The organism is Streptomyces sp. NPDC047315 (assembly GCF_040643215.1).
Lineage (GTDB): Bacteria > Actinomycetota > Actinomycetes > Streptomycetales > Streptomycetaceae > Streptomyces.
On sequence record NZ_JBEYTZ010000024.1, the window covers coordinates 49,786 to 74,546 of the forward strand.

At 70.8% G+C, this 24,761-nt stretch carries 21 protein-coding genes; 7 read left to right on the forward strand and 14 right to left on the reverse strand.

The annotated features are described in order from the left end of the window. Positions 1-24 precede the first annotated feature (24 nt). The 5 genes from ABZ842_RS25960 to ABZ842_RS25980 all read right to left on the reverse strand — a co-directional run bounded on the left by ABZ842_RS25960 (position 25) and on the right by ABZ842_RS25980 (position 7,486). Positions 25-2,868, reverse strand: a complete 2,844-nt coding sequence (locus ABZ842_RS25960; RefSeq protein ID WP_361541245.1) for an ABC transporter permease — start codon at positions 2,866-2,868, stop codon at positions 25-27. Further along, positions 2,865-3,581 (reverse strand): ABC transporter ATP-binding protein, encoded by a 717-nt coding sequence (locus tag ABZ842_RS25965; RefSeq protein ID WP_361541248.1) that lies wholly within the window; start codon positions 3,579-3,581, stop codon positions 2,865-2,867. Before ABZ842_RS25965 ends, ABZ842_RS25960 begins: the two co-directional genes overlap by 4 nt. Positions 3,582-3,952: 371 nt before the next feature. Beyond that, entirely contained in the window at positions 3,953-4,639 is a 687-nt protein-coding gene (locus ABZ842_RS25970; RefSeq protein WP_361541250.1) for a PadR family transcriptional regulator, read from the reverse strand. A gap of 188 nt (positions 4,640-4,827) precedes the next feature. Continuing rightward, positions 4,828-5,469, reverse strand: coding sequence for a hypothetical protein (locus ABZ842_RS25975; protein ID WP_361541253.1), 642 nt, complete (start codon positions 5,467-5,469; stop codon positions 4,828-4,830). Positions 5,470-5,659: 190 nt separating this feature from the next. Beyond that, positions 5,660-7,486 (reverse strand): protein kinase, encoded by a 1,827-nt coding sequence (locus ABZ842_RS25980; RefSeq protein ID WP_361541255.1) that lies wholly within the window; start codon positions 7,484-7,486, stop codon positions 5,660-5,662. Between the two features lie 532 nt (positions 7,487-8,018). On the opposite strand from ABZ842_RS25980, the gene ABZ842_RS25985 reads away from it, so the two are divergent. Then, positions 8,019-9,581, forward strand: a complete 1,563-nt coding sequence (locus ABZ842_RS25985) for a protein kinase (RefSeq protein ID WP_361541258.1) — start codon at positions 8,019-8,021, stop codon at positions 9,579-9,581. A 39-nt stretch (positions 9,582-9,620) separates the two neighbouring features. On the opposite strand, the gene ABZ842_RS25990 is transcribed toward ABZ842_RS25985, so the two are convergent. From ABZ842_RS25990 to ABZ842_RS26000, 3 genes are all read right to left on the reverse strand, one after another. Then, positions 9,621-10,712 carry a phosphotransferase gene (locus tag ABZ842_RS25990; protein WP_361541261.1) on the reverse strand — a complete coding sequence of 364 codons (1,092 nt, stop codon included), beginning with the start codon at positions 10,710-10,712 and terminating at the stop codon, positions 9,621-9,623. Positions 10,713-10,727: 15 nt separating this feature from the next. Then, positions 10,728-11,357 (reverse strand): pyridoxamine 5'-phosphate oxidase family protein, encoded by a 630-nt coding sequence (locus ABZ842_RS25995; RefSeq protein WP_361541263.1) that lies wholly within the window; start codon positions 11,355-11,357, stop codon positions 10,728-10,730. Positions 11,358-11,572: 215 nt separating this feature from the next. Then, positions 11,573-12,259, reverse strand: coding sequence for a response regulator transcription factor (locus ABZ842_RS26000; RefSeq protein WP_361541266.1), 687 nt, complete (start codon positions 12,257-12,259; stop codon positions 11,573-11,575). A 385-nt stretch (positions 12,260-12,644) separates the two neighbouring features. Here ABZ842_RS26000 and pdhA point away from each other — a divergent pair, with 385 nt between their 5' ends. Genes pdhA through ABZ842_RS26015 form a run of 3 tightly spaced genes read left to right on the forward strand, consistent with a single transcriptional unit; the run spans position 12,645 to position 16,297 of the window. After that, positions 12,645-13,823 (forward strand): pyruvate dehydrogenase (acetyl-transferring) E1 component subunit alpha, encoded by a 1,179-nt coding sequence (pdhA, locus tag ABZ842_RS26005; protein WP_361541269.1) that lies wholly within the window; start codon positions 12,645-12,647, stop codon positions 13,821-13,823. Between the two features lie 2 nt (positions 13,824-13,825). Continuing rightward, entirely contained in the window at positions 13,826-14,806 is a 981-nt protein-coding gene (locus tag ABZ842_RS26010) for an alpha-ketoacid dehydrogenase subunit beta (RefSeq protein WP_361541272.1), read from the forward strand. A 21-nt stretch (positions 14,807-14,827) separates the two neighbouring features. Next, complete coding sequence (locus ABZ842_RS26015) at positions 14,828-16,297, forward strand: dihydrolipoamide acetyltransferase family protein (protein ID WP_361541275.1); 1,470 nt, start codon at positions 14,828-14,830, stop codon at positions 16,295-16,297. Positions 16,298-16,411: 114 nt separating this feature from the next. Here the strand turns inward: ABZ842_RS26015 and ABZ842_RS26020 are convergent, their stop codons facing one another. The 3 genes from ABZ842_RS26020 to ABZ842_RS26030 form a co-directional block, all read right to left on the reverse strand. Beyond that, the gene (locus tag ABZ842_RS26020; protein WP_361541278.1) at positions 16,412-17,350 is read right to left on the reverse strand and encodes a hypothetical protein; all 939 of its coding nucleotides are present in this window, start codon (positions 17,348-17,350) and stop codon (positions 16,412-16,414) included. Positions 17,351-17,542: 192 nt separating this feature from the next. Continuing rightward, entirely contained in the window at positions 17,543-17,749 is a 207-nt protein-coding gene (locus ABZ842_RS26025; protein WP_361541281.1) for a DUF397 domain-containing protein, read from the reverse strand. Further along, entirely contained in the window at positions 17,746-18,567 is an 822-nt protein-coding gene (locus ABZ842_RS26030) for a helix-turn-helix transcriptional regulator (RefSeq protein WP_361541523.1), read from the reverse strand. The genes ABZ842_RS26025 and ABZ842_RS26030 overlap by 4 nt, the downstream gene beginning before the upstream one ends. A 209-nt stretch (positions 18,568-18,776) precedes the next feature. On the opposite strand from ABZ842_RS26030, the gene ABZ842_RS26035 reads away from it, so the two are divergent. Continuing rightward, the gene (locus tag ABZ842_RS26035) at positions 18,777-19,532 is read left to right on the forward strand and encodes a class I SAM-dependent methyltransferase (protein ID WP_361541526.1); all 756 of its coding nucleotides are present in this window, start codon (positions 18,777-18,779) and stop codon (positions 19,530-19,532) included. A gap of 149 nt (positions 19,533-19,681) precedes the next feature. Here ABZ842_RS26035 and ABZ842_RS26040 read toward each other — a convergent pair whose 3' ends face one another. Continuing rightward, the gene (locus tag ABZ842_RS26040) at positions 19,682-20,602 is read right to left on the reverse strand and encodes a serine hydrolase (protein WP_361541284.1); all 921 of its coding nucleotides are present in this window, start codon (positions 20,600-20,602) and stop codon (positions 19,682-19,684) included. Between the two features lie 257 nt (positions 20,603-20,859). Between ABZ842_RS26040 and ABZ842_RS26045 the strand changes: the two genes are divergently transcribed. After that, complete coding sequence (locus ABZ842_RS26045; protein WP_361541287.1) at positions 20,860-21,510, forward strand: GntR family transcriptional regulator; 651 nt, start codon at positions 20,860-20,862, stop codon at positions 21,508-21,510. Next, positions 21,507-22,853 (forward strand): MFS transporter, encoded by a 1,347-nt coding sequence (locus tag ABZ842_RS26050; RefSeq protein ID WP_361541290.1) that lies wholly within the window; start codon positions 21,507-21,509, stop codon positions 22,851-22,853. The genes ABZ842_RS26045 and ABZ842_RS26050 overlap by 4 nt, the downstream gene beginning before the upstream one ends. Positions 22,854-23,003: 150 nt before the next feature. Here ABZ842_RS26050 and ABZ842_RS26055 read toward each other — a convergent pair whose 3' ends face one another. Then, on the reverse strand, positions 23,004-23,828 hold the full coding sequence (locus ABZ842_RS26055) for a maleylpyruvate isomerase family mycothiol-dependent enzyme (RefSeq protein ID WP_361541293.1): 825 nt from the start codon (positions 23,826-23,828) through the stop codon (positions 23,004-23,006). 240 nt (positions 23,829-24,068) lie between these two features. After that, entirely contained in the window at positions 24,069-24,458 is a 390-nt protein-coding gene (locus tag ABZ842_RS26060) for a hypothetical protein (RefSeq protein WP_361541296.1), read from the reverse strand. Positions 24,459-24,761 lie beyond the last annotated feature (303 nt).

The following is a 24,761-nucleotide window of genomic DNA, read 5'->3' on the forward strand; positions in this document are numbered from 1 at the left end:
GCGACGCGGTGTGACGACGCGGGGTCACGACGCCTCGCGACGGGCCAGCGCACCGCGCGAGCGGGTCAGCAGGGCCGCCAGCAGTGCGGCGCCCAGCGGGACCGCGATCAGCAGTGCGCCCAGGGTCCCCCACGGCATGACGAGCGGTACGTAGGGCTCCGAACCGGGGGCGTAACCGGCGTCGAGGGCCTGCTGGTACCACTTCATCTCGTCGCGGCGCTCGGTGAGCAGCAGTCCGATCGCCGGCACCACGCCCGCCGCCGACCCCAGGACCACGCCCATAGTGGACACCACCCCGCACTGGAACCCGCTGAGCGTACGGCGCACCCGCGGCGGGGCGCCCACGGCCGACAGCGTCTTCAGGTCCGCCTCGGCGTCCGCCTGGGCGAGGCCCGTGGCGATCCCCGCGGCACCGATGGTGATCAGGCCGGCGAAGACGGCCAGCGCCAGCAGGATGAGGCTGGCCTCGGACTCGTACCCCTTCTCGATGTGCAGGTTGATGTCCGTGCCGATCTTGGACAGTGCGTCGTCGACGCCCTGCTCCTCCTTGCTGGTGGGCATCCGGTCGGTCGAGAAGTACGCACCGCTGGGGACGATCTTGAAGCCGGCGGCGGTGGCGGCCGACGGCGGCAGCACCGTCGTGATGCCGTAGCTCTCCACCGACTCGGGCGCCTGGTGGACCGCGAAGGACTTGATCTCGCCCGGCGGCTCCTTGCCCTGCTCCCACGCCTTCTCGGCGGCCTTCTCGTCGGTGATCACGCGGATGCCGAGCTTGCCCGCGGTGTCGACGTTCTGCTTACTGAACGACACGACCTTGCCGGCCTTCAGGGCCTTCACCGTCGCCTCGTCCTTGATCCCGAGGACCGCCAGCAGCTTCTCGTCGGCGACGGCGATCTCGGTGCCGTAGAACCCGCCGTCGTTCATCGCGCAGCGCCAGTCCTTGGCGAGCTTGCGCCGCTCGGCAACCGTGAACTTGGACGCCGGGTCCTCGTTCGGACCCGTGGAGAACAGCGGGCACTGGTTGGCCTTGGGGACGACGATCTCGTACCGGCCGCAGCCCGCCTCACCGCCGTACTGGGTGCAGCGGTCCTTGCCGACCGCGATCCGGGACAGGTCGGCCCGGACGTCCACCGGGAACCCGCCGTGCACGGCGTCGCGGATCGCGGGCACGTCCCGCGGGTTCTCCTCGTCGATGACGGCGATCGCGCCGCTCGGCAGCTGGGCGTCGTACTGCGCGCGCTGCTGGGCGTCGGCGCTCGCCGCGTACGTGGCGACCGCGACCGTACCGGCGACCGCCGCGAGGACCGCGGCCACCGCCGGGGCCGTACGTCCCCGGTTGCGCACCGCGTCCCGCAGGGCGAGCCGCGGCGACAGCGGCAGGAAGCGCCCGAGCCGGCCGAACAGACCGACCAGCACCGGGGTGAGGGCCACCACGCCCAACTCGGCGACGGCGGCACCGAGGCCGACGATGGCGAAGCTCTCGAACATCAGCGAGCCCGCGAGCGCGATCGTGGAGCCGAGGGCCACGCCGATCAAACCGAGGATCGGCAGCACGCGGCCCGTCTTGCGGACGCCGCGGCGCCCGGTGAGCGAGGCCAGCACGGACTGCCGGGAGGCGGTGACCGCGGGGACGAGCGCGGCCATGGTGCCCGTGAACACCGCGAGCAGCGCGATGCCCAGGAGCTCCAGCGGCCGGACGTCGAAGCTGCCGAACCGCTCGCCCATCTGGCCTTCCATCACGGGCTGGAGGACGACGGCGAGGATCGTGCCGAGCACGGTGCCGACCACGGCCGCGGCCACGCCGATCACCAGACCGCCGGCGAGCACGATGGCCCTGATGTGGTTGCGGGCACCGCCGTTGGCACCGACGAGACCGAGCTGACGGCGCGAGCGCCGGGCGCCGACGGCGAAGGCCGGACCGGCGAGCAGACAGATCTCCAGCAGGGCGAGGCCGACGACGGTGGCGATCGACGCGAGCGCCGCCGCGTCCGCCGCGGTGCTCGACTCGTACGAGGCGTACGGGGACTTCTTGTAGTACGGGACCTCCGAGCGCGCCGGCTCGTCCAGGGCCACCAGGCGGGACTCGACCAAGACGCCCTTGGCGTTGGCCTCCTTGACCATGTTCCACGTGAAACCACCCTCGACGGCGACCAGATACGTCGTCTCCAGGTAGCTCTCGGACAGGTCGGCCTTCTTCAGGGCCTTGTTGAGCGGGGCGAGCAGGGCGCCGGGGAGGGCGTTGACCTGGTCCGTCTTCAGCGCGCTCGGCAGCTCGTAGGCGCCGACGATCCGGTACTCCCGGTCGAAGTTGCGCACCGTGAGCTTGTCGCCGACGGAGAGGCCGCTCTTGTCCAGGAAGGAGGTGGTGGCGGCGACTTCCTCGGCGCGCTCCGGGAACCGGCCCTTCTCCAGGGTGGCGATCCCCTTCGCCATCGGGTCCGAGAACTTCAGCTCGCGGATCTCCGTGTTCATCAGGCCGTGCTCGGTGTTGAGCTTGGCCCGCCCCATGGTGTCCGGCAGGTTCTTGGCCCCGGCGGGCAGGCCCTTGGTGGCGTCGCCCTTGCCGCTCGGCCAGGGCTTGTCGCCGTAGTCCTCCGCGGTGTCGTACATGTCGCCCAGGGGTTCCTGGAGGATCGGCACGCCGCCCATGCTGGGGTCCTTGAGAACGGCGTCGGCCGCGCCCATCTGGCGCTCCATCTTCTCCGTGGTGGAGAGTTGGGCGCTGCGCAGGGTCAGGTCGGCGGCGCTCACGCCCATGATGGGCAGCGCGATCATCGCGAGGACGAGGAAGCTTCGTCCCTTGGCGCGCCAGGCGTCGCGGCGGGCGATCCGCACGGCGGCCCGCCAGGAGTGGAGCCAGGTCTTCACAGCTCGGCCGCCTGGCCGGTCAGGAGGGAGTCGGCGTCGGAGCGCACGGTCTGGTCGACGACCGCGCCGTCCCGCAGGAAGACGACCCGGTCGGCCCAGGCTGCGAAGCGCGGCTCGTGGGTGACGAGGACGCCGGCGGCACCGGCGTTGCAGCGGGCGCGCAGCAGCGCGAGCACGGACTCACCGGTCTCGGAGTCCAGCGCGCCGGTCGGTTCGTCGGCGAGCACCAGGCGCCGGTCACCGACGAGCGCACGGGCTATCGCCACCCGCTGCTGCTGACCGCCGGACATCTCGTCCGGGAACCGGTCGGCGAGGTGCTCCAACTCCATCTCCGCCAGCGCGGCCAGGGCCTCCACCTTGGCCTTGCGGGCGGAGACGCCGTCCAGTTCGCGCGGCAGGGAGATGTTCTCCGCCGCGGTCAGCGCGGGGATGAGGTTGTAGTCCTGGAAGACGTAGCCGATGCTGCGGCGGCGCAGCGCGGCGAGCGTCTTGCGGTTGGCGGTGGTGATGTCCGTGCCCTCGACGATCACCCGGCCCGAGGTGGGCATGTCGAGGCCGCCCGCGATGGTCAGCAGCGTGGACTTGCCGGAGCCGGAAGGGCCCATCACGGCGACGAGTTCACCGGGGAAGACGTCGAGGTTGATGCCGCGCAGCGCGTGCACCTCGGTGGCCCCGCTGCCGTGCACCCGGGCCAACTGCTGGAGCTGGAGCACCGGGCTCGGTGCCCCCTGTGACGACTGTGAACCCTGTGGCTGTTGTGACTGCTGAGGGCTGGTTTGGGACATGAGTTGGGTATCCCCCTTGAGCGGACGGTTCTGGGCGGCTGGTTCGACGCGTGTTCGGCGGGAACGGGGAAGGTTCCGGGCCGAGCGGCCCGTACGGGTGCTCCGTACGGGTCGGGCGGGACGGTCGGGGCCGCTGGCGGGACGGACCGGGGCAGGGCCGCGATCCGGGTGGGTCGGGACGTTCGGTGGTGCGGGGTGGTGCGGTACGCGGTACGGGGTGGTGCGTTACGCGGTGCGAGGTGGTGCGGTACGGGGTGGTGCGGTTCGCGGTGGTGCGGGTCGTGAGACGGGTGGTGCGGTCAGCCGCGGCGGGCGCGGCCGGTGGGCCCACCGGGCCCGCCGGGACCGCTGACCGGGGACGGCGTGCCGGCTCCGGTGCGGCCGGCGGCCCGGCCGGGCGCGGTGGCCTGGGCAGGTGCTTGCGCTCTCCGATCGGCCGTGGCGGAGAGCCGGATCAGCCGTGACTCGCAGTGGTCGAGCCAGCGGGCCTCGGCCTCGGTCTGGAAGATCAGCTGCTCCAGGACCAGCAGCCAGGCCACGTCGTCCCGCTCCTGCCCGGAGCCCCCGCCCTCCAGCGCGGCCAGCGCCTGCGCCTTGAGGCGGGTGTAGTCCTGCATGGCCTTCACGGTGTGGTGCCGCTGGGCCTGGATCACTGCGCGGATGTCGACACCGGGTGCTCCGATCGCCATCGCCAGCTTGATGGACAGCTCGTCGCGCGGCGGACTGGTCCGGTCCACCGGCGCCTCGAACCAGTTCATCAGCTCGCTGCGGCCCGCGTCGGAGATGACGTACAGGGTGTGGCCCGCTTCGTCCTCGCCGTCCTGGGTCACCATGCCGTCGCGTTCGAGGCGGTTGAGCGTGGTGTAGACCTGGCCGACGTTCAACGGCCAGGTCGCCCCGGTACGCGCCTCGAACTCCGTACGGAGCTGAGACCCGTACCGAGGCCCGTGTTCTAGCAGGGCAAGCAGCCCGTGGCGGATCGACATACTCAGTATGTATACCCGGTATGGAGCCGCTCGGCCAACCCTCGCCAGACGGACCTTCGGCGTCCGACTCAAGGGGGACACGAGGGGGAGGGGCGGAGTACGTACGGGGGAGCCCGCGCCGAAGGGGCCCCTCTTCTGAGGGACTCGGGAGGGGTGCGGGAGGGGGTGCGGAGAGGGGCCCGTGGCGTTCAGCGCCGTCTCAACCGCAGGCCCAGGAAGCCGATGCCGAGCCCCATCAGGGCCATGCCGGCGCCCAAGGAGACGGGGGAGACCTGCTGGTCCGCCGTGGTGCCCACGGACTGGGCCGGCCGCTGGCGGGCGGCGGTGGGCGCGTTGCCGGTCAGTTCGGGCTGCGGATCGGAGTCTGCGTCCCGGTTCGCATCTGTGCCGGCGCCCGTTTCCGTGCCCGCGTCGGTGTCGGTGTTCGGCTCCGCGGCGCCGTCCCCGTCCGTCCCGTCCGTCTCCCCGTACGCCTCCTCGCCGGCGACGTCCGGGGAACTGGGACGGGACTGTGACACGGACGCGTCAGCGTCGCCGGTGCGGTCCGGCGTCCACGGCTCGGCGGGCTGTGACTCGACCGGCTGCTGCTCATCGGGGCCCGCGGAGTGCGGAGCGCGGCCCGGCCGGGGTCGCCCCTCCCCCGCGAGCCGCCCCGCGAAGGACGCCGTGGGATCCGGTGCGGGCGCGGTAGCCACGGCCGGCGCGGCGGCGGGCGGGCCGCCGGGGGCCGCGGCGCCGGGCCCGAGGTCGTTCGCTTGGGCGAGCGGGGAGGCCAGGACCACCAACGAGCCGACGGTGATCGCGCAGCGCTTGCGGAGTGTGGGAATCACCGGGGTGAGGCCCCTCCCGTGCGGGCCGCTCGGTGGCGGCGGACGGCCGTGATCACGGACTCAGGTTCACACGCCGCGGTGCTTCCGGCATCTCGGGAGGAATCGCCCAACTCGCGGGCGAGCGGGGCCACGGCAGGGACCTGGCCGAGACCTGGCCGGAACCCGGCCGAGGAAGGGCCCTACGGCCTGCTCAGCCCGCCTTGCCCGTGGAGATCCTCAGCTCGAACTCCTGGCTCTTGGGGGTGACGGCCGTGTTGGGGCTCGGGAACTGGTCGACCACCGCGTCCTTCGGGTACTGCGGGTTGTCGACCTCGGTGAGCCGCCACGTCCAGCCCGCGGCCCGCAGGCACTCCTTCACCGAGAGCACGTCCCGGTACCGCAGATCGGGCGCGTACACCTTCGACGGGTCGTCGCTGTCCTCGGTCGCGTCGCTGCACTTGTCGGCGTCGATCTTGCGCGTGCGGTCCGGCGGGATCACGGTGTCCGAGCCCGAGCCCGAGTCCGAGTCCGAGTCCGAGCCCGTGCCGGTGTCCGCGGACGCGGACGCGCCGGTGTCGCCGCGGCCCTTCTCGTCCGTGCTGCCCTTGTCGTCCGGTTCGACGAACGACTGGACGATGCCGATCACCAGGAACAGCCCGAGGATGGCGCTGATGACGACCAGCGCGCCGGTCTTGCCCCGCCCGCCCCGCCCGCCCTGGCCGCCGCCCCCGACGGGGTGCGGCTGCTGCGGGACGGCGTACGGCGCCGGCGTGGGCATCCCCTGGCCATGCGCGCCGAGCGCGGGACCGTGCTGACTGTGCTGCCCGGGGTGCCCGTGCCCCGTCTGTGGATGGGGGTGGGGATGGGGATAGCCCTGCGCCGCGTGCTGCTGCTGCGCGTTCGGCTGCGGATAGCCGTACGGCGGCGGCGTCCCCTGTGCGGGCGGCGGCGTCGCGGGTCCGTACGGCCCCGGAGTCGGAGCCGCGGCCGGCCCCGGCTGATACGGCGCCTGCACGCCGTGCGGCGCCGCCCCCTGCGCCGTGCCCTGTGCCGCTCCCTGCGCCGTGCCCTGCCCCAGCGGCGGGAACACCGCCGAGCCCACGCCCGACCCGTTCGACGGCGCCGGCGTCCCGCTGACGATCATCGGCGCCGCGCCCTGACCGGCACTCGCCACCCGCAGGCACTCGGCGCGCATGGCGTCCGCGCTCGGGAAGCGCTCGTTCGGGTTCTTCCGCAGCGCGCGCAGCACGAGCGCGTCCATCGCCGGGGTGATCGAGCGGTTGATCGTGGAAGGCGCGACCGGCTCCTCCTGGACGTGCGCGTACGCGATCGCCAGCGGCGAGTCCGCGTCGAACGGCAACCGCCCGGTGAGCAGCTGGAACAGCATGATCCCGACCGAGTACAGGTCGGAGCGGGCGTCCACGCCCCGCCCGAGCGCCTGCTCGGGCGACAGGTACTGCGGGGTGCCGACCACCATGCCGGTCTGCGTCATCGAGGTGACGCCCGACTGCACGGCCCGCGCGATGCCGAAGTCCATCACCTTGACGACCCCGCGCTTCGTGACCATCACGTTGCCGGGCTTGATGTCCCGGTGGACGAGGCCGACCTCGTGGCTGGTCTCCAGCGCGGCCAGCACGTCCGCGGTGACCTTCAGCGCCCGGTCCGCGGGCATCGCGCCGTGGCTCTGCACGTCCGTCTGGAGCACGGAGCCCAGGGGCTGGCCCTCGACGTACTCCATGACGATGTACGGCATCGGCGCACCACCGAGGACGTCCTCGCCGGTGTCGAAGACGGACACGATGTTGGTGTGGGACAGGTTGGCGACGGCCTGCGCCTCGCGCCGGAACCGCTCGCGGAAGGACTGCTCGCGGCTCAGCTCGGTGTGCAGCGTCTTGATCGCCACCTGGCGGGCCAGCGCGGTGTCGTACGCGAGGTAGACGGACGCCATGCCGCCCTCGCCGAGCAGATCGCGCAGCTCGTAGCGACCGCCTGCGATCGAAGCGCCCACGTGGCGGCCCTGCACGCCGTCCTGGCTCATGGTTCTGCTTCCCCCGCGCTCGACCTGTGGTGCGTGTGGTGCCCGTGTCCGTGCCCGTGCTCGTCACCGTGTGACTGTGACTGTGACTGTGACCGTGACTGCGATTGTGCTTGTGGCGTCGGTGAACCTGGCGGGTACTCCGGTGCCCCGGCCAGTCTGCCCGAGCCGCGCGCCGCGGCGTCAAGTCGGGTGCCCGTTCCGTGACCGTACGCACGGGAAGCGTCCCGGAAGCGTTACAGGAACACCACCGGAATTTGCGTGGCCGTGCTCACAGCGGGTTTGATGACCGGTCCGTCCCGGGCGGTCATGTCGTATGAAGGCTGTAGCGTGAGGCAACGGAACGCACCGCGACTCCGTTATACAGACGCATCCTCTCAGCGGAAGCCCCCACGAACCCCTCACAATCACCCGGAGCGCACGGCGGGAACCGCCACCGCGACAAGTACGGCAGCACGACAGGCAGTACGACAGGCAGTACGACAGCACTGGCACTGGACACGACAGCTCCACGGATAACGGACGGCGAGGACTGATGGCACCCGAACCCGAAGCAGGCGGCAGCGGCGTGCCGGACTCCGGGGACGCCTGGGGCATCGGCGGACTGGTCGGCGACGGCCGCTACCGGCTGAGCTACCGCCTCGGACGCGGCGGCATGGCCGAGGTGTTCGCGGCCGAGGACGTACGGCTGGGCCGGGACGTCGCGGTCAAGCTGCTCCGTGCGGACCTCGCCGAGGACCCGATCGCCAAGGCCCGCTTCACCCGCGAGGCACAGTCGGTCGCCGGGCTTAACCACCACGCGATCGTGGCGGTTTACGACTCCGGCGAGGACGAGGTGGCCGGGCAGTCCGTCCCCTACATCGTGATGGAGAAGGTCGTCGGCCGGACGATCCGCGATCTGTTGATCAACGCGGAGGCGCCGCCGGTCGAGCAGGCGCTGATCATCGTCTCCGGCGTCCTGGAGGCCCTGGCCTACTCCCACCAGCACGGCATCGTGCACCGCGACATCAAGCCGGCCAACGTCATCATCACCGACTCCGGCGCGGTCAAGGTGATGGACTTCGGCATCGCCCGCGCCCTGCACGGCGCGTCGACGACGATGACGCAGACCGGCATGGTCATGGGCACCCCGCAGTACCTGTCGCCGGAGCAGGCCCTCGGCAAGGCGGTGGACCACCGCTCCGACCTCTACGCGACGGGCTGTCTGCTCTACGAACTGCTGGCGCTGCGTCCGCCGTTCACCGGTGAGACCCCGCTCTCCGTGGTGTACCAGCACGTCCAGGACACCCCGGTGCCGCCGTCCCAGGTGCTGGACTCGGTGCCGCCGGAGTTGGACGGCCTGGTGATGCGCTCCCTGGCGAAGGACCCGGACGACCGGTTCCAGAGTTCGGAGGAGATGCGCGGACTGGTGCAGTACGCGCTCCAGATGCTCCAGCAGGCCGGCGGCCACAGCGGCAGTTGGAACACCGGGCCGGTCGACGCGTACGGACAGGGCGCTACCGCCGGCGGCATGGCCGGGATGACCGGCGCGACCGCCGTGCACCCCGCGGCGCACGGCCACGGCGAGACGTCGCAGGGCCCGATACTGCCTCCGGTGAATCCCGACGACGGCGGCTTCACGGGCTACAACGGCCGTCCGGGCGGCGGCCGTCGGCGCGGCGGCAAGGTGTGGCTGGTCGCCGCGCTCGCGGTGATCGCGGTCGTGGCCGGCGTCGCCTTCGCGCTGAAGGCCGCCGACAAGACGGACGGGCCCAAGGACGACACCAAGGTCTCCGACGCGCCGACGCAGCGGGAGACCACCTCCCCGACGGCCGAGACCAAGCCCTCGCAGGACGAGGAGCGGGACGACACGCCCTCGTACCACAACACCCCGCGGTGGCCCACCTCCAGCAAGACGTACAAGCCGTCGCAGGACAACGTGAAGCCGTCGGACGACGTCACGCCGTCCGACGACGTGAAGCCCACGGATGACGTGACGTCGTCCGAGGGCCCGCCCACGCAGCCCACCAAGTCGGAGAATCCCGGCGCTTCTGGTGGCAATCCCGGCAATTCGGGCGGGCCGGATCCGGAGAATCCGGAGGGCGGCAACAACGGCTGACGCCGGGAGCGGCGTCGGGAGCGGCGTCCGGGGCGCCGCTCAGGCCGCGAAGGCTTCGCGCACCGCCTCGTACTCCCTCGTCCACCACACCGCCAGGGCCGACACCGCAGCGAACTGCGGGTCGGCCCTGCGGTCGTTCAGCTGGTAGCGCCAGCGGAGTATCCAGAAGTCGTTCAGCCGCTCCCACCACACGCGGTGGACGGCGGCGGCGATTTCGGAGGTGTCGGCGCCGACGGCGTGCCGGTACGCCCGGGCGTACGCCCGCACCTTCGTCAGCTCCAACGCGCCCTCGGGCTGCACGAAGAAGATCGCGGCGGCCCGCACCGCCTCCTCCGCGCGCGGCTGGACGCCGAGGCGGTCCCAGTCGACGATCGCGGCGGGTTCGGCGCCGCGGTAGAGGAGGTTGAGGGGGTGGAAGTCGCCGTGCACCCAGCCGCCGGCGACGGCCGGCGGGGGGCGGGAGTCCGCGTGCAGTTCCAACAGGGTGCGGCGCTCCAGCAGACGGTGCTCGGCGAGGAGGTCGAAGGAGTCGCGGTGGCGGGCGGCGCGGACGAGGGCGAGCAGTTCGTCGATGAGGGTGAAGGTGTCCTCGGGGTCGGCGCTCGCGTACCCCGCGGTCCCGGCCGCGGCCCCGGTGGCGTTCCCGCTCCCGTTCCCGCTCCCGGCCCCGGTGGCGCTTCCGCTTCCGTTCTCCGGGCCGTCGCCCTCGGTGCGGCCCATGACCTGCTCCAGGCAGGTGTGCACCAGCCCCAGGAGCCCGCCGAGGCGGCGGCACTGGAGCGTGGACAGATGGGCGCCGTCGCGGTGGCGGCCGTCGATCCAGGGGTGCAGGGCGTAGCAGTCGCCGCCGATGACGGCGACGGTCTCGCCGTGGGCGTCGGTCACGGGCGGCGCGACGGGCACGCCGAGGCTCTGGAGGCGCTGGGTGACCCGGTGTTGGCGGGCGATGGCGCGGTGGTCGCCGTCGAGGTGGTGTTTGAGGAAGTACGCCCCCTCGGTCGTCGACAGCCGGTAACCGCGGTTGAGCAGCCCCAGCGTGACCGGTTCGCAGGACAGGGGCTCGCCGGGGCCGTCGTATCGGCGCAGCAGCGCGCCGAGGGGAGGGACGGCGGTGGCAAATGAGCGGAGCACGCGCCAGATGTTAGATCACGCAGCGTGTCCGTTGGGCTGCTCTTCGCAATAGTCGAGCGTGTGCAGGGTTACGAACTGAGGTTCTACGCGCATGAATACGGGCTCGAAGGGTTCGCCGTCGGCGCGCAGCGGGGGCCGGCCGAAGCGGCGGACCTCTTCGGGCGTCGGCCGGACGATGGCCGCGGTGCCGATGAACTGCACGGACCACATGGCGGCGGCGGGCGCCTGCGCGCCGGTGCCGTCACCCGGGCCGCCGTCCGGTCCGACGGCGGCCAGGCCGTCGGCGGTGAAGCCGTCCGCGCCGTACGCGACGACGCTGCCGTTGCAGGCGCGGTGGTAGCCGAAGCCGCGGTGGATGCGCAGCACGACGGCGCCGTCGCACACCACGTGGCGGGCGGGGGCGACGAAGGGCATCGCGCGCATGCTGGTGGCGAGCCGTCCGTACGAGACGCTGCCCAGCAGCTCCAGGGCGCGCAGTTCGTCGGCGCGCAGCTGCTCGTCGGCCCGCAGTTGCTCGTCCGTGCGCAGCTGCTCATCGGCCCGCAGTTGCTCGTCGGCGTGCAGCTGTCCGTCAGCGTGCAGCTGTTCGTCGGTGCGCACGTGCGCGGCGCGGCGTTCCCCGACCCGGCGTTCCTCGGTGGACATGCGTTCCACTCTCGGTGACGGGAAGTCCGACGGGAAGGGGCGGGCGCCCCTCCTCATCGGGGACGTAAGTCCCGTACGGGTGGGTCCGTCAGGGTTCGGCCGTTCGTGGTGCCGGGCGGTCGTGCGCTGGTCCGGCCGGTTTTCGGGCCGGTCTTCGGGGTGCGGACGGCCTTCGGGACGCGGGCCCGGCGCGGCGGGCCCTTCGGCCGGCCGCGTCACGGAGCGTAAGGCTCGGTCTGGCCCGCCTTGCCCTGCGCCTGCATGCGCGCCACGTACGCCGCCGCCTGCGAGCGGCGCTCCATGCCCAGCTTGCTCAGCAGGCTCGACACGTAGTTCTTGATGGTCTTCTCGGCGAGGTGCAGCCGCTCGCCGATCGCCCGGTTGGTCATGCCCTCGCCGATGAGGTCGAGGATCCGGCGCTCCTGCTCGGTCAGCGCGGCCAGCCGGTCGTCCCGCTTGGGGCCGTTCCCGTCGCGCAGCCGCTCCAGGACGCGCGCGGTGGCGATCGGGTCGAGCAGCGAGCGGCCGGCGGCGACGTCACGGACGGCCGAGAGCAGTTCGTTGCCGCGGATCGCCTTGAGGACGTAACCGGAGGCGCCGGCCATGATGGCGTCGAAGAGCGCTTCGTCGTCGGCGTACGACGTCAACATCAGACACTTCACCGACTCGTCCCGGGAGCGGATCTCCCGGCACACCTCGACGCCGCTGCCGTCCGGCAGGCGTACGTCCAAAACGGCGACGTCCGGGCGGGTGGCCGGAATGCGGGCGATGGCGTCCTCCGCGGTGCCGGCCTCGCCGACGACCTCGATGTCGTCCTCCACGGAGAGCAGTTCGTGGACGCCCCGGCGGACGACTTCATGATCATCCAGCAGGAATACCGTGATTTTTCCTTCTTCGCGCACGCTTGCAGTCTCACACATCGACTCTTCCCGTGTGCCGGGTGGCCGGGATAACGTTCGCGTGTTCCCGGCGGTCCACGAGGCCCCACAAAAAGGCCGCGTCAAGGCCCTGACCAGTCATTGTCACCCGTGTCTGCGACCCCACGACCGATTTACTTGGAAATCCAAGCAAAAACGCAGGTCAAATAGGGTTTCGCAGGAATGCGACACACTGGGTAACGTGCATGGAACAGGGCGCTCGTCGGGACACCTGTCACGCCTGCTCCCGACGCCGCACCCACCCCGTGCGGGGGTTCGAGAGCGGGTGAGCCTCCCCTTGCCCTCCGGGGCAGGGGCGACCCCAGGCTCCCGGCGAACCCGGGGACCGGACAGACGGAGGAGCACGCACGTGACCGTGGAGAGCACTGCCGCGCGCAAGCCGCGCCGCGGCGCCAAGCGCGTGAGCGCCGCGAAGAAACCGCAGCGTTCCGAGCCCCAGCTCGTACAGCTGCTGAACCCCGAGGGCGAACGCGTCCAGGATCCCGACTTCGACCTCGAACTCACCCCCGACGAGCTGCGCGGGCTGTACCGGGACATGGTCCTGACCCGCCGCTTCGACGCGGAGGCCACCGCCCTGCAGCGCCAGGGCGAGCTGGGCCTGTGGGCCTCGCTGCTCGGCCAGGAGGCCGCGCAGATCGGCTCCGGCCGGGCCCTGCGCGACGACGACTACGTCTTCCCGACCTACCGCGAACACGGCGTGGCCTGGTGCCGCGGCGTCGACCCGACGAACCTGCTGGGCATGTTCCGCGGGGTCAACAACGGCGGCTGGGACCCCAACACCAACAACTTCCACCTCTACACGATCGTCATCGGCTCGCAGACGCTGCACGCCACCGGCTACGCGATGGGCGTGGCCAAGGACGGCGCCGACTCGGCCGTGATCGCGTACTTCGGCGACGGAGCGTCCAGCCAGGGCGACGTCGCGGAGTCGTTCACCTTCTCCGCGGTCTACAACGCCCCCGTGGTCTTCTTCTGCCAGAACAACCAGTGGGCCATCTCGGAGCCCACCGAGCGCCAGACCCGGGTGCCGCTCTACCAGCGCGCCCAGGGCTACGGCTTCCCCGGCGTCCGCGTCGACGGCAACGACGTCCTCGCCTGTTACGCGGTGACCCGCTGGGCGCTGGAGCGGGCCCGCCGCGGCGAGGGCCCCACCCTCGTGGAGGCGTTCACCTACCGGATGGGCGCACACACCACCTCCGACGACCCCACCCGCTACCGCCACGACGACGAGCGTGCGGCCTGGGAGGCGAAGGACCCGATCCTGCGGCTGCGGCGGCACCTGGAGGCCCAGGGCCACGCCGACGAGGCGTACTTCGCCGCGCTGGAGGAGGAGAGCGACGCGCTCGCCAAGCGGGTGCGGGAGACGGTGCGGAACATGCCCGACCCCGATCCGATGGCGATCTTCGAGAACGTCTACGCGGACGGGCACGCGCTCGTCGACGAGGAGCGCGCCCAGTTCGCCGCGTACCAAGCCTCGTTCGAGGACGCTCCCGAAGGATCAGAAGGACCCGAAGGAGGGGAGAAGTAACCATGGCCGTACAGAAGCTTCCGCTCGCGAAGGCGATCAACGCGTCCTTGCGCACGGCCCTGGAGAACGACCCCAAGGTCCTGGTGATGGGCGAGGACGTCGGCAAGCTCGGCGGCGTCTTCCGGGTCACCGACGGGCTCCAGAAGGACTTCGGCGAGGACCGGATCATCGACACCCCGCTCGCGGAGTCCGGGATCATCGGCACCGCGATCGGCCTGGCGCTGCGCGGCTACCGCCCGGTGGCGGAGATCCAGTTCGACGGGTTCGTCTTCCCGGCGTACGACCAGATCGTCACCCAGCTCGCGAAGATGCACGCACGGGCGCTCGGCAAGGTGAAGATGCCGGTCGTCATCCGCATTCCCTACGGCGGCGGCATCGGCGCGGTCGAGCACCACAGCGAGTCGCCCGAGGCGTTGTTCGCGCACGTCGCGGGGTTGAAGGTGATCTCGCCCTCGAACGCGTCGGACGCGTACTGGATGCTCCAGCAGGCCATCCAGAGCGACGACCCGGTCATCTACTTCGAGCCCAAGCGGCGCTACTGGGAGAAGGGCGAGGTCGACACCGAGGCCATCCCCGGTCCGCTGCACGGCGCCCGCGTGGTGCGCGAGGGCACCCGGTTGACGCTCGCCGCGTACGGGCCGATGGTCAGGGTCTGCACCGAGGCGGCAGCGGCGGCGGCCGAGGACGGCGTCTCGATCGAGGTGCTGGACCTGCGCTCGATGTCCCCGATCGACTTCGACGCGATCCAGCGGTCGGTGGAGAAGACCCGGCGGCTGGTGGTGGTGCACGAGGCCCCGGTGTTCTACGGTTCCGGCGCGGAGATCGCCGCTCGCATCACGGAGCGGTGCTTCTACCACCTGGAGGCGCCGGTGCTGCGCGTGGGCGGCTTCCACGCGCCCTACCCGCCGGCGCGCCTGGAGGAGGAGTACCTGCCGGGACTCGACCGGGTGCTCGACGCCGTCGACCGCGCGCTGGCGTACTGAGGAATGAGGAGTGCCGAGACGATGACGGAGAACGCTTCCCTCCGCTACCGCGAGTTCAAGATGCCCGACGTGGGCGAGGGGCTCACCGAGGCGGAGATCCTCAAGTGGTACGTGCAGCCCGGCGACCGGGTCGCCGACGGGCAGGTCGTGTGCGAGGTGGAGACGGCGAAGGCGGCGGTGGAGCTGCCGATCCCGTACGACGGGGTGGTGCACGAGTTGCGCTACCCGGAGGGCACGACGGTCGACGTCGGGCAGGTGATCATCGCGGTCGACGTGGCGCCGGGCACGGCGTCGGAGGCCGCGCCTGCCGCGCCTGCCGCAGAGGTTTCCGAGGAACCCGTTTCCGAGGAACCCGCTCCGGAGGAGCCCGAGGCGCCGAAGGGGCGTCAGCCGGTGCTCGTCGGGTACGGCGTCGCGGAGAGCTCCGGCAAGCGCCGGCCGCGCAAGTCGTCGGCGGCGCCGGTCGCCGCGGCGGCGGTGGCGGCTGCGGCGATCCAGGGCGAGTTGAACGGGCACGCTTCTGCTCCTGCGGCTCCTGCGGCTCCTGCGGCTCCTCCTGCTCCTGCGGCTCCTGCTGAGCGGCCGTTGGCGAAGCCGCCCGTACGGAAGTTGGCGAAGGACCTCGGCGTCGACCTGGCGCAGGTCACCCCGACCGGACCGGATGGCATCATCACCCGCGACGACGTGCACGCGGCGGTCGCCCCGGCGGCGCCCGAGGCACCGGCGGCACCTGTCACGGCGCCCGCGCCCGTACCGGAGGCGCCGCAGGCGCAACCGGTCGATCTCGGCGTCCGGGAGACGCGCATCCCCGTCAAGGGCGTGCGGAAGGCGACGGCGGCGGCGATGGTGGGCAGCGCGTTCACCGCACCGCACGTCACCGAGTTCATCACGGTCGACGTCACCCGCACGACGAAGCTCGTCGAAGAGCTGAAGTCCGACCGGGACATGACCGGGCTACGGATCAACCCCCTGCTGATCATCGCCAAGGCGCTGCTGGTCGCGGTGAAGCGGAACCCGGGCGTCAACGCGTCCTGGGACGAGGCCGCGCAGGAGATCGTGCAGAAGCACTACGTCAACCTGGGCATCGCCGCGGCCACTCCGCGCGGTCTCATCGTGCCGAACGTCAAGGACGCGCACGCCAAGACCCTGCCGGAGCTCGCCGAGGCGCTGGCGGAGCTGGTCTCCGTGGCGCGGGACGGCAAGACGACGCCGGCGGCGATGCAGGGAGGCACGATCACCATCACGAACGTCGGCGTCTTCGGCGTCGACACGGGTACGCCGATCCTGAACCCGGGCGAGTCCGCGATCCTGGCCGTGGGCGCGATCAAGCTCCAGCCCTGGGTCCACAAGGGCAAGGTGAAGGCGCGCCAGGTGACCACGCTCGGCCTGTCCTTCGACCACCGGCTGGTCGACGGCGAGTTGGGGTCGCGCTTCCTCGCGGACATCGCGGCGATACTGGAGAACCCGAAGAGGTTGATCACCTGGGGCTAGCTCGTCTGGCGGGGGCGGCGGCGCACGGCGTCGGGTTGCACGGGTGATGCGTGCGACGCCGGCGCCGTTTCCCTGCGGGTGCGTTGGTCACCACCGGGCGAGGCTTACTGGTCATCATGGCGTGGTCGTGCACGGCGGAGGCTCAGTCCGCCACTGAACCCCGTGCCGTCGCAGCCGGTGGATCTCCCACCAGGCCAGCGCCGTCACCGACAGCGGGCCGCCGAGGAACGCGCAGACCGCGAGTGGGACGGGGCCCGGCGGGAGGCCGCCCGTCGCCAGGCCGAAGAAGGCGAAGACCCAGACCAGGACGGCGGTGACCAGCGCGGGTAGCGCCGCGTGCAGGGCGGTCAGGTTGAAGGCGTGACGCAGCGCCGGGCCGGAGGAGAAGCCGACGAAGTAGACCAGCCACCAGAACGGCGTCCAGAGCGCGAAGAACACGAACAGCAGGAACACCCCGAGCAGCAGCCCGGACCCGCCCTCGAACCGGTTCGGTGCCAGCCAACCCATCGTCTGGAACGCCACCACGGCAAACAGCGGGATCAGGCTCCAGGCACCGAAGTACCACAAGGCTGACCGGCCGGCCGGCCACAGATTCGTCCGCATGGCCCGCCGCGTCCCGGGCCTGGCCGCGCAGAAGAACAGCGCCACGACCACCACGGCACTCAACAGCGCGCCCCAGGGCGTGAGGAACAGCCGCAGCGTGATCTGTACCTGTGCCTCCTCGACGTCCTCGAAGTCACCGAACGCGGCCAGTACCGCCACCGACATGAGGAGGCCCACCCAGGCCCGCACCCGCTGCACCCGGAGCAGCGCGGCGTCCTCGACGTACCCTTCCGGGCGTACGGGGAAGATCCGGCGCGCAATGCGGCGGGCCGTGCGGGCTGACCAGTAGCCGAGCAGCAGCGGCACGGTCAGGCACCACAGGCACGGAAGGGCCAGCACCAGCACCAGCCCGGGTGGCATCCCTCGTACCACCTCGCCCAGTGGCGGCCACTCGTCCTCACGGATCCGTTGCCACCGCGACGCATACGGCTGCGGCGGATCGACACTCATGAGCGTCCCTTCGACGGTCGGGAAGAGGAACGCGATCCGACCGGCAGCGGTTCCCGACCGATGAGCCGTTCCCCCAACAAGCCATTGGACTGTGCCCGTTCGTACCGGCCAGGGCGTGCCCGCGGGCAGCGAAGAGCCCCGTGACACGGTCCCGTGTCACGGGGCTCTCGGATGCTGCGGGCGGCTCGATCGTCAGACGGTGCCGTCCTTGACGCCCGTGACGAACGCGGTGAACGCGTCGGCGGGGACGTTGAGTACGGGTCCGGTCGGGACCTTGGAGTCGCGAACGGCGACTATGTCGGTAGTAGAGGCGTGCGCGGGTGCCCACTCGACGCAGGTGCCACCTTGACCGCTGTAAGAGGACTTGACCCAACGCAGACTGGAGGAGTCGGTTGTCACAACATGCCCTTTCGAGCCTCGTTGATCATGTCTATTGATTCCGTCTGAGAGAGCGATACGGCCTGGAGTTGATGGTAGGCCCTCACCAGCGGCAAGACCGAGCCGATCTCGCGGTCCAGAAGGCCCTGGGTCTCCGACTCGACGTACGACATCACCGCCCGATCGGCCATCGTGAGCAGGTTGATCTGGCGCTTGAACGGCCGGCACTCCCCCAACTCGTAGGGCGCGAGCTGGAGCACGGTGTGCGACCGCTCGGCGAAGTCGATCAGGCTCGCCAACTGGGCTGCCATCACGGTCCGTCCGCCCACCATTCGACGGATGCAACTCTCGTCGAGAACGACGATGACGACGGGCGGCAGGTGGCGCGCCGGCACGGCTTGGCGATCGGTCAGGAACTCGATTCGTTCGACAGCTTGCTCCGGTGGGATCGCACCGTGCATTACCACGCTTTCCTCTATGGCCGTCGCGTACTCCGGCGTCTGGAGCAGTCCAGGGATCGCGCCCACCTCAAAAAGGCGGATCTCTGCCGCGCGGCCCTCGTAGCCGACGTATTCCGGGAAGCCCTCCAACATCACGCCGTGGACCATGTCGTGCCACTCGCGTTCAAACGAGTCGGCGGTGCCGACCAGCCCAAGTGCCGTATCGGCGCTGCGCGCGACGGGGAGAGTCGGCACTTTGCGCCCGACTTCAACAGCCGAGACATGTCTTCCGGAATAGCCCATGCGTTCGCCCAGGTCGTCTTGGGTCCAGCCTTGAGCCTCGCGCAGCCTGCGCAGACGTGCTCCAAAGGCTGCTTGCGGCGACCTGTCGGGGTTCAGTTCCTTGCGGTTGCGGCTGCCTCGGACTGATGCTCCTCAGCCTGGCCAGGAAGTAGCAGACTCCCGCTGTCGCGGTGGCAAGGGGAGATCCGCGACAGCGGGCCGAACGCGTGGCCGAGCCATCCTTGCGAAAACCATTGGTGCCCGGCTTGCTCCGCTGGTGGACTGACGTCCTACCGCGAGTCTGCCGCGTGACGGAGGTAGTGGTTGTGACGGGTTATGACGTGCTTGCCGAGGTGTACGAATGGCTCATCTCGGATGCAAGGTTGCCTCCAGCCGAATTCGCTGCGTCGTACGACGACGTCCTCAATCTCCTGCCGTCGAACGCTCACGTCCTCGACTGTTCGTGCGGAACCGGACAGTTGGCGGTTGGCCTCGCCGGTCGTGGCATGCAGGTTGTCGCAACTGACGCCAGCGAGGCGATGGTTCGTCGGACTGCGGCGTTGTCTGAGGAGTTCGGGGCATCCGTCCGGGCCGTGCGGGCGAGCTGGGAAGAGTTGCCCGACCGTTTCCAGGACAACACGTTCGACATGGTGTTCTGTGTTGGCAACTCGCTTCACCATGCCACGGGAGCGACAGGCAGGGGTGCTGCTCTGGAGTCGATGTCACGGCTTCTGCGCCCGGGCGGGCGCTTGGTACTCACATCCCGTACCTGGGAACTCGTGAGGGCCAGAGGTTCCCGGCTGGAGATCGGTGACCGACTCGTCCGCCGGAACGGTCGCGATGCCGTCGTGGTCTACCGCTGGGAGATTGCGCCGCATTGGGAGGAGGAGCACCACATCGAGATTGCGATCGCGCAAGTCGATGCGACCGGGTTGGTTCTTGTCCGCTCGGAACTGCTTTCCTGCTGGCCCTACCGGTACGAGGAACTCGAAGTCGAGCTGCACCGGGTCGGGCTCCAGACGGAACTGAGCACGTTCGATCTTGAGGCCGAGAACTACATGGTGGTCGCGAGCAAGGTATAAACACCGGACTCTCAGTGTCTGGCCGGAAGCTCAAGTCGCCCGCCAGCCTTCGATCCAGATTCGCCAGACATGGCCCTGCCCCCCCCGCACGGCGAAGAGCCCCGTGGCACGGCACAGTGCCACGGGGCTCTCGTTCGCTACGGGTGCGATCAGTCCTGCTGGGCGCCCTCGGGGAGGGTGCGGAGCTTCATCGTCTTCGCGCTCGTCGAGCCGAAGCCGTAGTCCAGCAGCTTCGCCGCGTCGTCGTAGCGGCCCGCGCCGTTCAGCACGACGCCGATGTACGTCTTGCCGTTGCGGGACGCGGTGAACGTCAGGCAGGGGCCGGCGGCCGTGCCCGTGCCCGTCTTCACGCCCGTCGCGCCGCTGTACGAGCCCAGCAGCTTGTTCGTGTTGTACCAGGTGTACGTGCGCGCGCCGCCCGTGCTGGTCTTCGCGGGGGCCTTGTACGTGGTGGCCTTGATGATCTCGCGGAAGGTGCCGTTCGCGTAGGCGTGCCGGGCCAGCTTCGTGAGGTCGGCCGCCGTGGTGTAGTTCTGGCCGCGCTGCGAAATGCCGTCGAAGGAGTCGAACTTCGTCTTCTTCAGACCCAGCGACGCGGCCTTCGCGTTCATCTTGGCGACGAACGAACGGGTCCGCTCGTTCGGACTGTTGCCCGTGCCGAACGTCTCGGCCAGCGCGTACGCCGCGTCACAGCCGGAGGGCAGCATCAGGCCGTACAGGAGCTGGCGGACCGTCAGGGTGTCGCCGGGCTTCAGGTCGGCGGTGCTGCCGCCCTGCTTTATCACGTAATCGCGGTGCGACGACTTGATCGTCACCTTGCGGTCGAGGTTCACGCCGGGCGTCGTCAGCACGGTGATCGCAGTCGCGATCTTCGTCGTGCTCGCCATCTGGCGGGTGGTGTGGGCGTCCTTGCTGTAGATCGAGACGCCGGAGTCGTAGTCCATCACGTAGCCGCTCTTGGCCGTGATGGTCGGGACCGCGGGCTTCGCCTGCGCGGGCGTGGCCAGCGGGGATGCGGTGAGCAGCAGGCCGCCGGAGAGGATCACGGTGGCGGCTCGGCGCGTCCGCACGCTGTTGAGAATCAAAGGGAACGCTCCCGTTGTGGACGAATGCGTGTGTGTCAAAAGGTGTGTGGGAGCCCTGTCGTCATGGGAGTGCGAGAAGGGGCTCACATAAAAGACGCGTGAGTCTCGTGAATGGATGCACAAGAAGCCCGGATTTCTGTGCGGGCTCTGTGCGCACCCTGTACGCGCGGTCCGCGTCCGCGCCCGTCCTGCATGGTGGACAGCCCCTGGGAACGCACCTCACTTGTATCTATGCTGTGCGCATGTCAGCTCCTGCGCCCGCTCCCGCCGCTGCCGAACGCGTCTACACCCACATCAAGCAGGCGGTGCTGGACCGTCGGTACGAGGGCGGGACCCTGCTCACCGAGGGCGAGTTGGCCGACGCGGTGGGCGTCTCCCGGACGCCCGTGCGCGAGGCGCTGCTCAAGCTTGAGGTGGAGGGGCTGATCAAGCTCTATCCGAAGAAGGGCGCGCTGGTGCTGGCCGTCTCGGCGCAGGAGATCGCCGACGTGGTCGAGACCCGGCTGCTGGTGGAGGAGCACGCGGCGCGAAAGGCCGTGCCCGCGTCCCCCCGGCTGCTGGCGCGTCTGGAGGAGCTGTTGGAGCAGCAGAAGCGCCAGTGCGAGGCCGGCGACCTGGCCGCCGTCGCCGTCACCGACCGCAACTTCCACCTGGAGATCGTGCGCAGCGGCGGCAACGAGATCCTGTCCCGGCTGTACGAGCAGTTGCGCGACAGACAGCTGAGGATGGGCGTCGCGGTGATGCACGCCCACCCGGACCGGATCGCGAAGAACGTCGTCGAGCACGGCGAGATCCTCGACGCGCTGCGCGCCGGCGACCCGGACGCGGCGGCGGCGGTCATCCACCGGCACGTCGGCTGGTTCAGCAACCTCGCGCGCGGCGACGTCCGATGAGCCGGGGCCCGTCGGGCGGATCGGCGCCGGCCCCGATATCCCTCCCCGGTGACCCGCCCGGCGGCCGTCGCGCCGCCGTGATCTGGGGCATCGGGGTCTCCGTCTACTTCGTCGCGGTCATCTTCCGCACCTCGCTGGGCGTCGCCGGGCTGGACGCCGTCGAACGCTTCGACGTCAGCGCCTCCGCGCTCTCCACCTTCTCCATCCTGCAACTGCTGGTCTACGCGGGCATGCAGATCCCCGTCGGCCTGCTGGTGGACCGGCTGGGCACCAAGAAGGTGCTCGCGCTGGGCGCCGCGCTTTTCACCGTCGGCCAGTTGGGCTTCGCGCTCGCCCCTTCCTACGGCACCGCACTCGCCGCCCGTGCCCTGCTGGGCTGCGGCGACGCCCTGACCTTCATCAGCGTGCTGCGGCTCGGCAGCCGGTGGTTCCCGGCCCGGCGCGGGCCGTTGGTGGGTCAGGTCGCCGCGCTCTTCGGCATGTTGGGCAACCTCGTCTCCACGATGGTCCTCGCGCGGGTGCTGCACGACCTCGGCTGGGTGGCCACCTTCGCGGGCAGTTCGGCGGCGGGCGCCGTCGTCCTCGTCCTGGTGGTGTGCTTCCTCAAGGACCACCCCGAGGGGCACGAGCCGCCGCCGGCCCGCCCCGAGCGGCTGCGGGGCCGCGGCTCCGGCGCGTCCTTCGTCCGACGGCAGGTCGCCGACTCCTGGCGGGAGCCCGGCACCCGCCTGGGGATGTGGGTGCACTTCACCACCCAGTTCCCCGCGATGGTGTTCATGCTGCTGTGGGGCATGCCGTTCCTCGTCGAGGCGCAGGGGCTGTCCCGGGAGACCGCCGGCTCCCTGCTCACCCTGGTGGTGCTGGTGAGCATGGTGGTGGGCCTGGTGTACGGGCAGGTCATCGCCCGGCACCACGCGGCCCGGCTGCCGCTCGCCCTCGGCACGGTCGCGGCCACCGCGCTGGCCTGGGGCGCCACCATCGCGCACCCGGGCGACCGCGCCCCGCTCTGGCTGCTGGTCACGCTCTGCGCCGTGCTCGGCGCCTGCGGGCCCGCCTCGATGATCGGCTTCGACTTCGCCCGTCCCGCGAACCCTCCGCACCGCCAGGGCACGGCGTCGGGCATCGTCAACATCGGTGGCTTCACGGCGTCGATGACGACGCTGCTGGCGATCGGCCTGCTCCTGGACGCGACCGGCGGGTCCTACCGGATCGCCTTCTCCTGCGTCTTCGTGCTGGAGGCGCTGGGCGTGGCCCAGATCCTGCGGCTGCGCGGCCGGACCGCGCGGCTGGAGCGGGAGAGGCTGGTGGCGAGCAAGGTGGAGGCGGTACACGTACCGGCGTGACCGCGACGGCGGGACCTCACATGGCGCGACGGACTTCACGCGGCGCGGGGACGGGGCCTCACGCGGCGCGACGGACTTCACGCGGCGCGACGGACCTCACGCGGCACGATGACGCGACCGGTCCGCGGCGGCCCGCCGCGGACCCGCGGATCACGGCGTGACCGCGAACTCCCGCAGGATCGCCGAGGCCAGCTCCTGGTCGCCCTCGACCTTGATCCGGTCGGCCACCGCGTTCGCCCGCACGCGTCCGCACGCCAGCCGGTAGTACGTCTCCCAGTCCGTCGCCAGCGTCACCAGCGGGCCGAGCGAGGGCGAGCCGTCGACCGAGCCGCGGCCCTCCGCGTTCACCCGGACCGTGCGCAGGAACTCCACCGGACCGTGCACGTCGATCACCACGGCGGAGTTCGCCGGGGCGCCCGCGTCCTTCGCGACGACCTTGGCCAGCGCCTCCAGCAGCACGTCCCGCACCACGAGCGCGCCGGGGGAGTCGATGTTCCCCGGGGAGTTCAGCGCGGTGCGCAGGTCCTGCTCGTGCACCCAGGTGTCGAACGCCCGCATCCGCATCGCCAACTCCAGCGTCTGCTCGGCCCCCAGCGGCGCGCGCACCATGGTCTGCGGCGAACGGTTCTCGTTCCTCAGCTGCCGGGCGCGGCGGATCATGACGTACTCCAGCTCCGCCACCATCTCCGGCGAGGTGTGGTGTCGGCGCACGTCCACCTGCATCTCCATGTACCGCGCGAAGTCGCTCTTCACGTGGTACAGGTCGCGCGGCAGGGTGTGGATCGGGCGCGGGTCGCCCAGCATCTCCGTCTCCATGCCGATCACGTGCGAGACGACGTCCCGCACCGACCAGGCAGGGCACGGCGTGGCGCGGTTCCACTCGCCTTCGACGAGGGGCGTCACCAGCTCCGCTATGGCTTCGACGGAGTGGGTCCAGGCATCTGCGTAGGTCTGGAGACTGGGATGGACGGTCACGGAACCCCTCGACGAATCTGCGGGCGGCTGGGCGGCTGGGCGGTGGACGGTGCGTGGGAGGCTCGGCAGGGTAAAAGTTACGCTGCCGGGCACCGGGACGGCAGAGCTTTCGTGTGACGATCGTAGGCCCGTACGCAAGGGGGGAGTACAGCTACGGCGTGGGTACGCCAGGGCAGCGGGCGCATCCGACCCTACGCCCGAGCCCCTGGCGCGCGCTCCGGCCCTACCGCGAGCGCCCCGTCACTCCAGTTCCACCAGGACGAAGACCGCCGTCGTCGGCAGCAGCGCCACCGCCGCGAGGACCCACCAGTAAGCCCGGGCGGCGCGCAGCGGCCCCCTCCGCATCAGGCTTCCCGCCAGGAGCCACAGCCCCAGCAGACCGCCCGTCAGCGGGACCAGGACCACCAACCAGGGGAGGGTGCCGTCGTTCTCGGTCGGTGCGCGCTCGGTCAGTCCCAGCTCCGCCAGCGGGAAGTTGATCGCGAAGAGGACCGACAGCCACAGCGGTACGACGGCGAGCAGGCCCAGCACCAGGTTGAGGAGGACGGGCACCACCCACGCGACGACGGCGGCGCCTGCGCTCGGCGACTCCGTGCTGGTGGGGTCGGTGCGGTCGGGTTCGGTGCTCATGTGAAGGAGGGACGTCAGCCGCGGGTCCCCCGGTTCGGCGGGGTCGGCGGCCGTGATCCGGCGTTCACACCCGGGTGGCATGAACGATGCCGCCCCGTCGCCCGCCCCCGCGCCCGTGTCCGCGCCCCCGAGCCGGTCGGTAAGGGCGGCTGGATCAACACCGGCGGTCAGCAACTGACCCTACGGTGACGAGCGCTGCCGGATCATCTGGGCGACCAGAGACGAGGCTGGGGCGGAGCCAACGGGTGACGAAGTGACGGAATGACGGTCGAAGCCCATTACCCCTTTAAGAGATGTTCTGAG

Coding starts and splice junctions, on each gene's coding strand:
- ABZ842_RS25995 (WP_361541263.1), bottom strand. CDS start 11,357: ATGTCCACCGAGGAACGCCGGGTCGGGGAACGCCGCGCCGCGCACGTG.
- ABZ842_RS26015 (WP_361541275.1), top strand. CDS start 14,828: ATGACGGAGAACGCTTCCCTCCGCTACCGCGAGTTCAAGATGCCCGAC.
- ABZ842_RS25985 (WP_361541258.1), top strand. CDS start 8,019: ATGGCACCCGAACCCGAAGCAGGCGGCAGCGGCGTGCCGGACTCCGGG.
- ABZ842_RS25980 (WP_361541255.1), bottom strand. CDS start 7,486: ATGAGCCAGGACGGCGTGCAGGGCCGCCACGTGGGCGCTTCGATCGCA.
- ABZ842_RS26050 (WP_361541290.1), top strand. CDS start 21,507: ATGAGCCGGGGCCCGTCGGGCGGATCGGCGCCGGCCCCGATATCCCTC.
- ABZ842_RS26010 (WP_361541272.1), top strand. CDS start 13,826: ATGGCCGTACAGAAGCTTCCGCTCGCGAAGGCGATCAACGCGTCCTTG.
- ABZ842_RS26060 (WP_361541296.1), bottom strand. CDS start 24,458: ATGAGCACCGAACCCGACCGCACCGACCCCACCAGCACGGAGTCGCCG.
- ABZ842_RS25970 (WP_361541250.1), bottom strand. CDS start 4,639: ATGTCGATCCGCCACGGGCTGCTTGCCCTGCTAGAACACGGGCCTCGG.
- ABZ842_RS26045 (WP_361541287.1), top strand. CDS start 20,860: ATGTCAGCTCCTGCGCCCGCTCCCGCCGCTGCCGAACGCGTCTACACC.
- ABZ842_RS26020 (WP_361541278.1), bottom strand. CDS start 17,350: ATGAGTGTCGATCCGCCGCAGCCGTATGCGTCGCGGTGGCAACGGATC.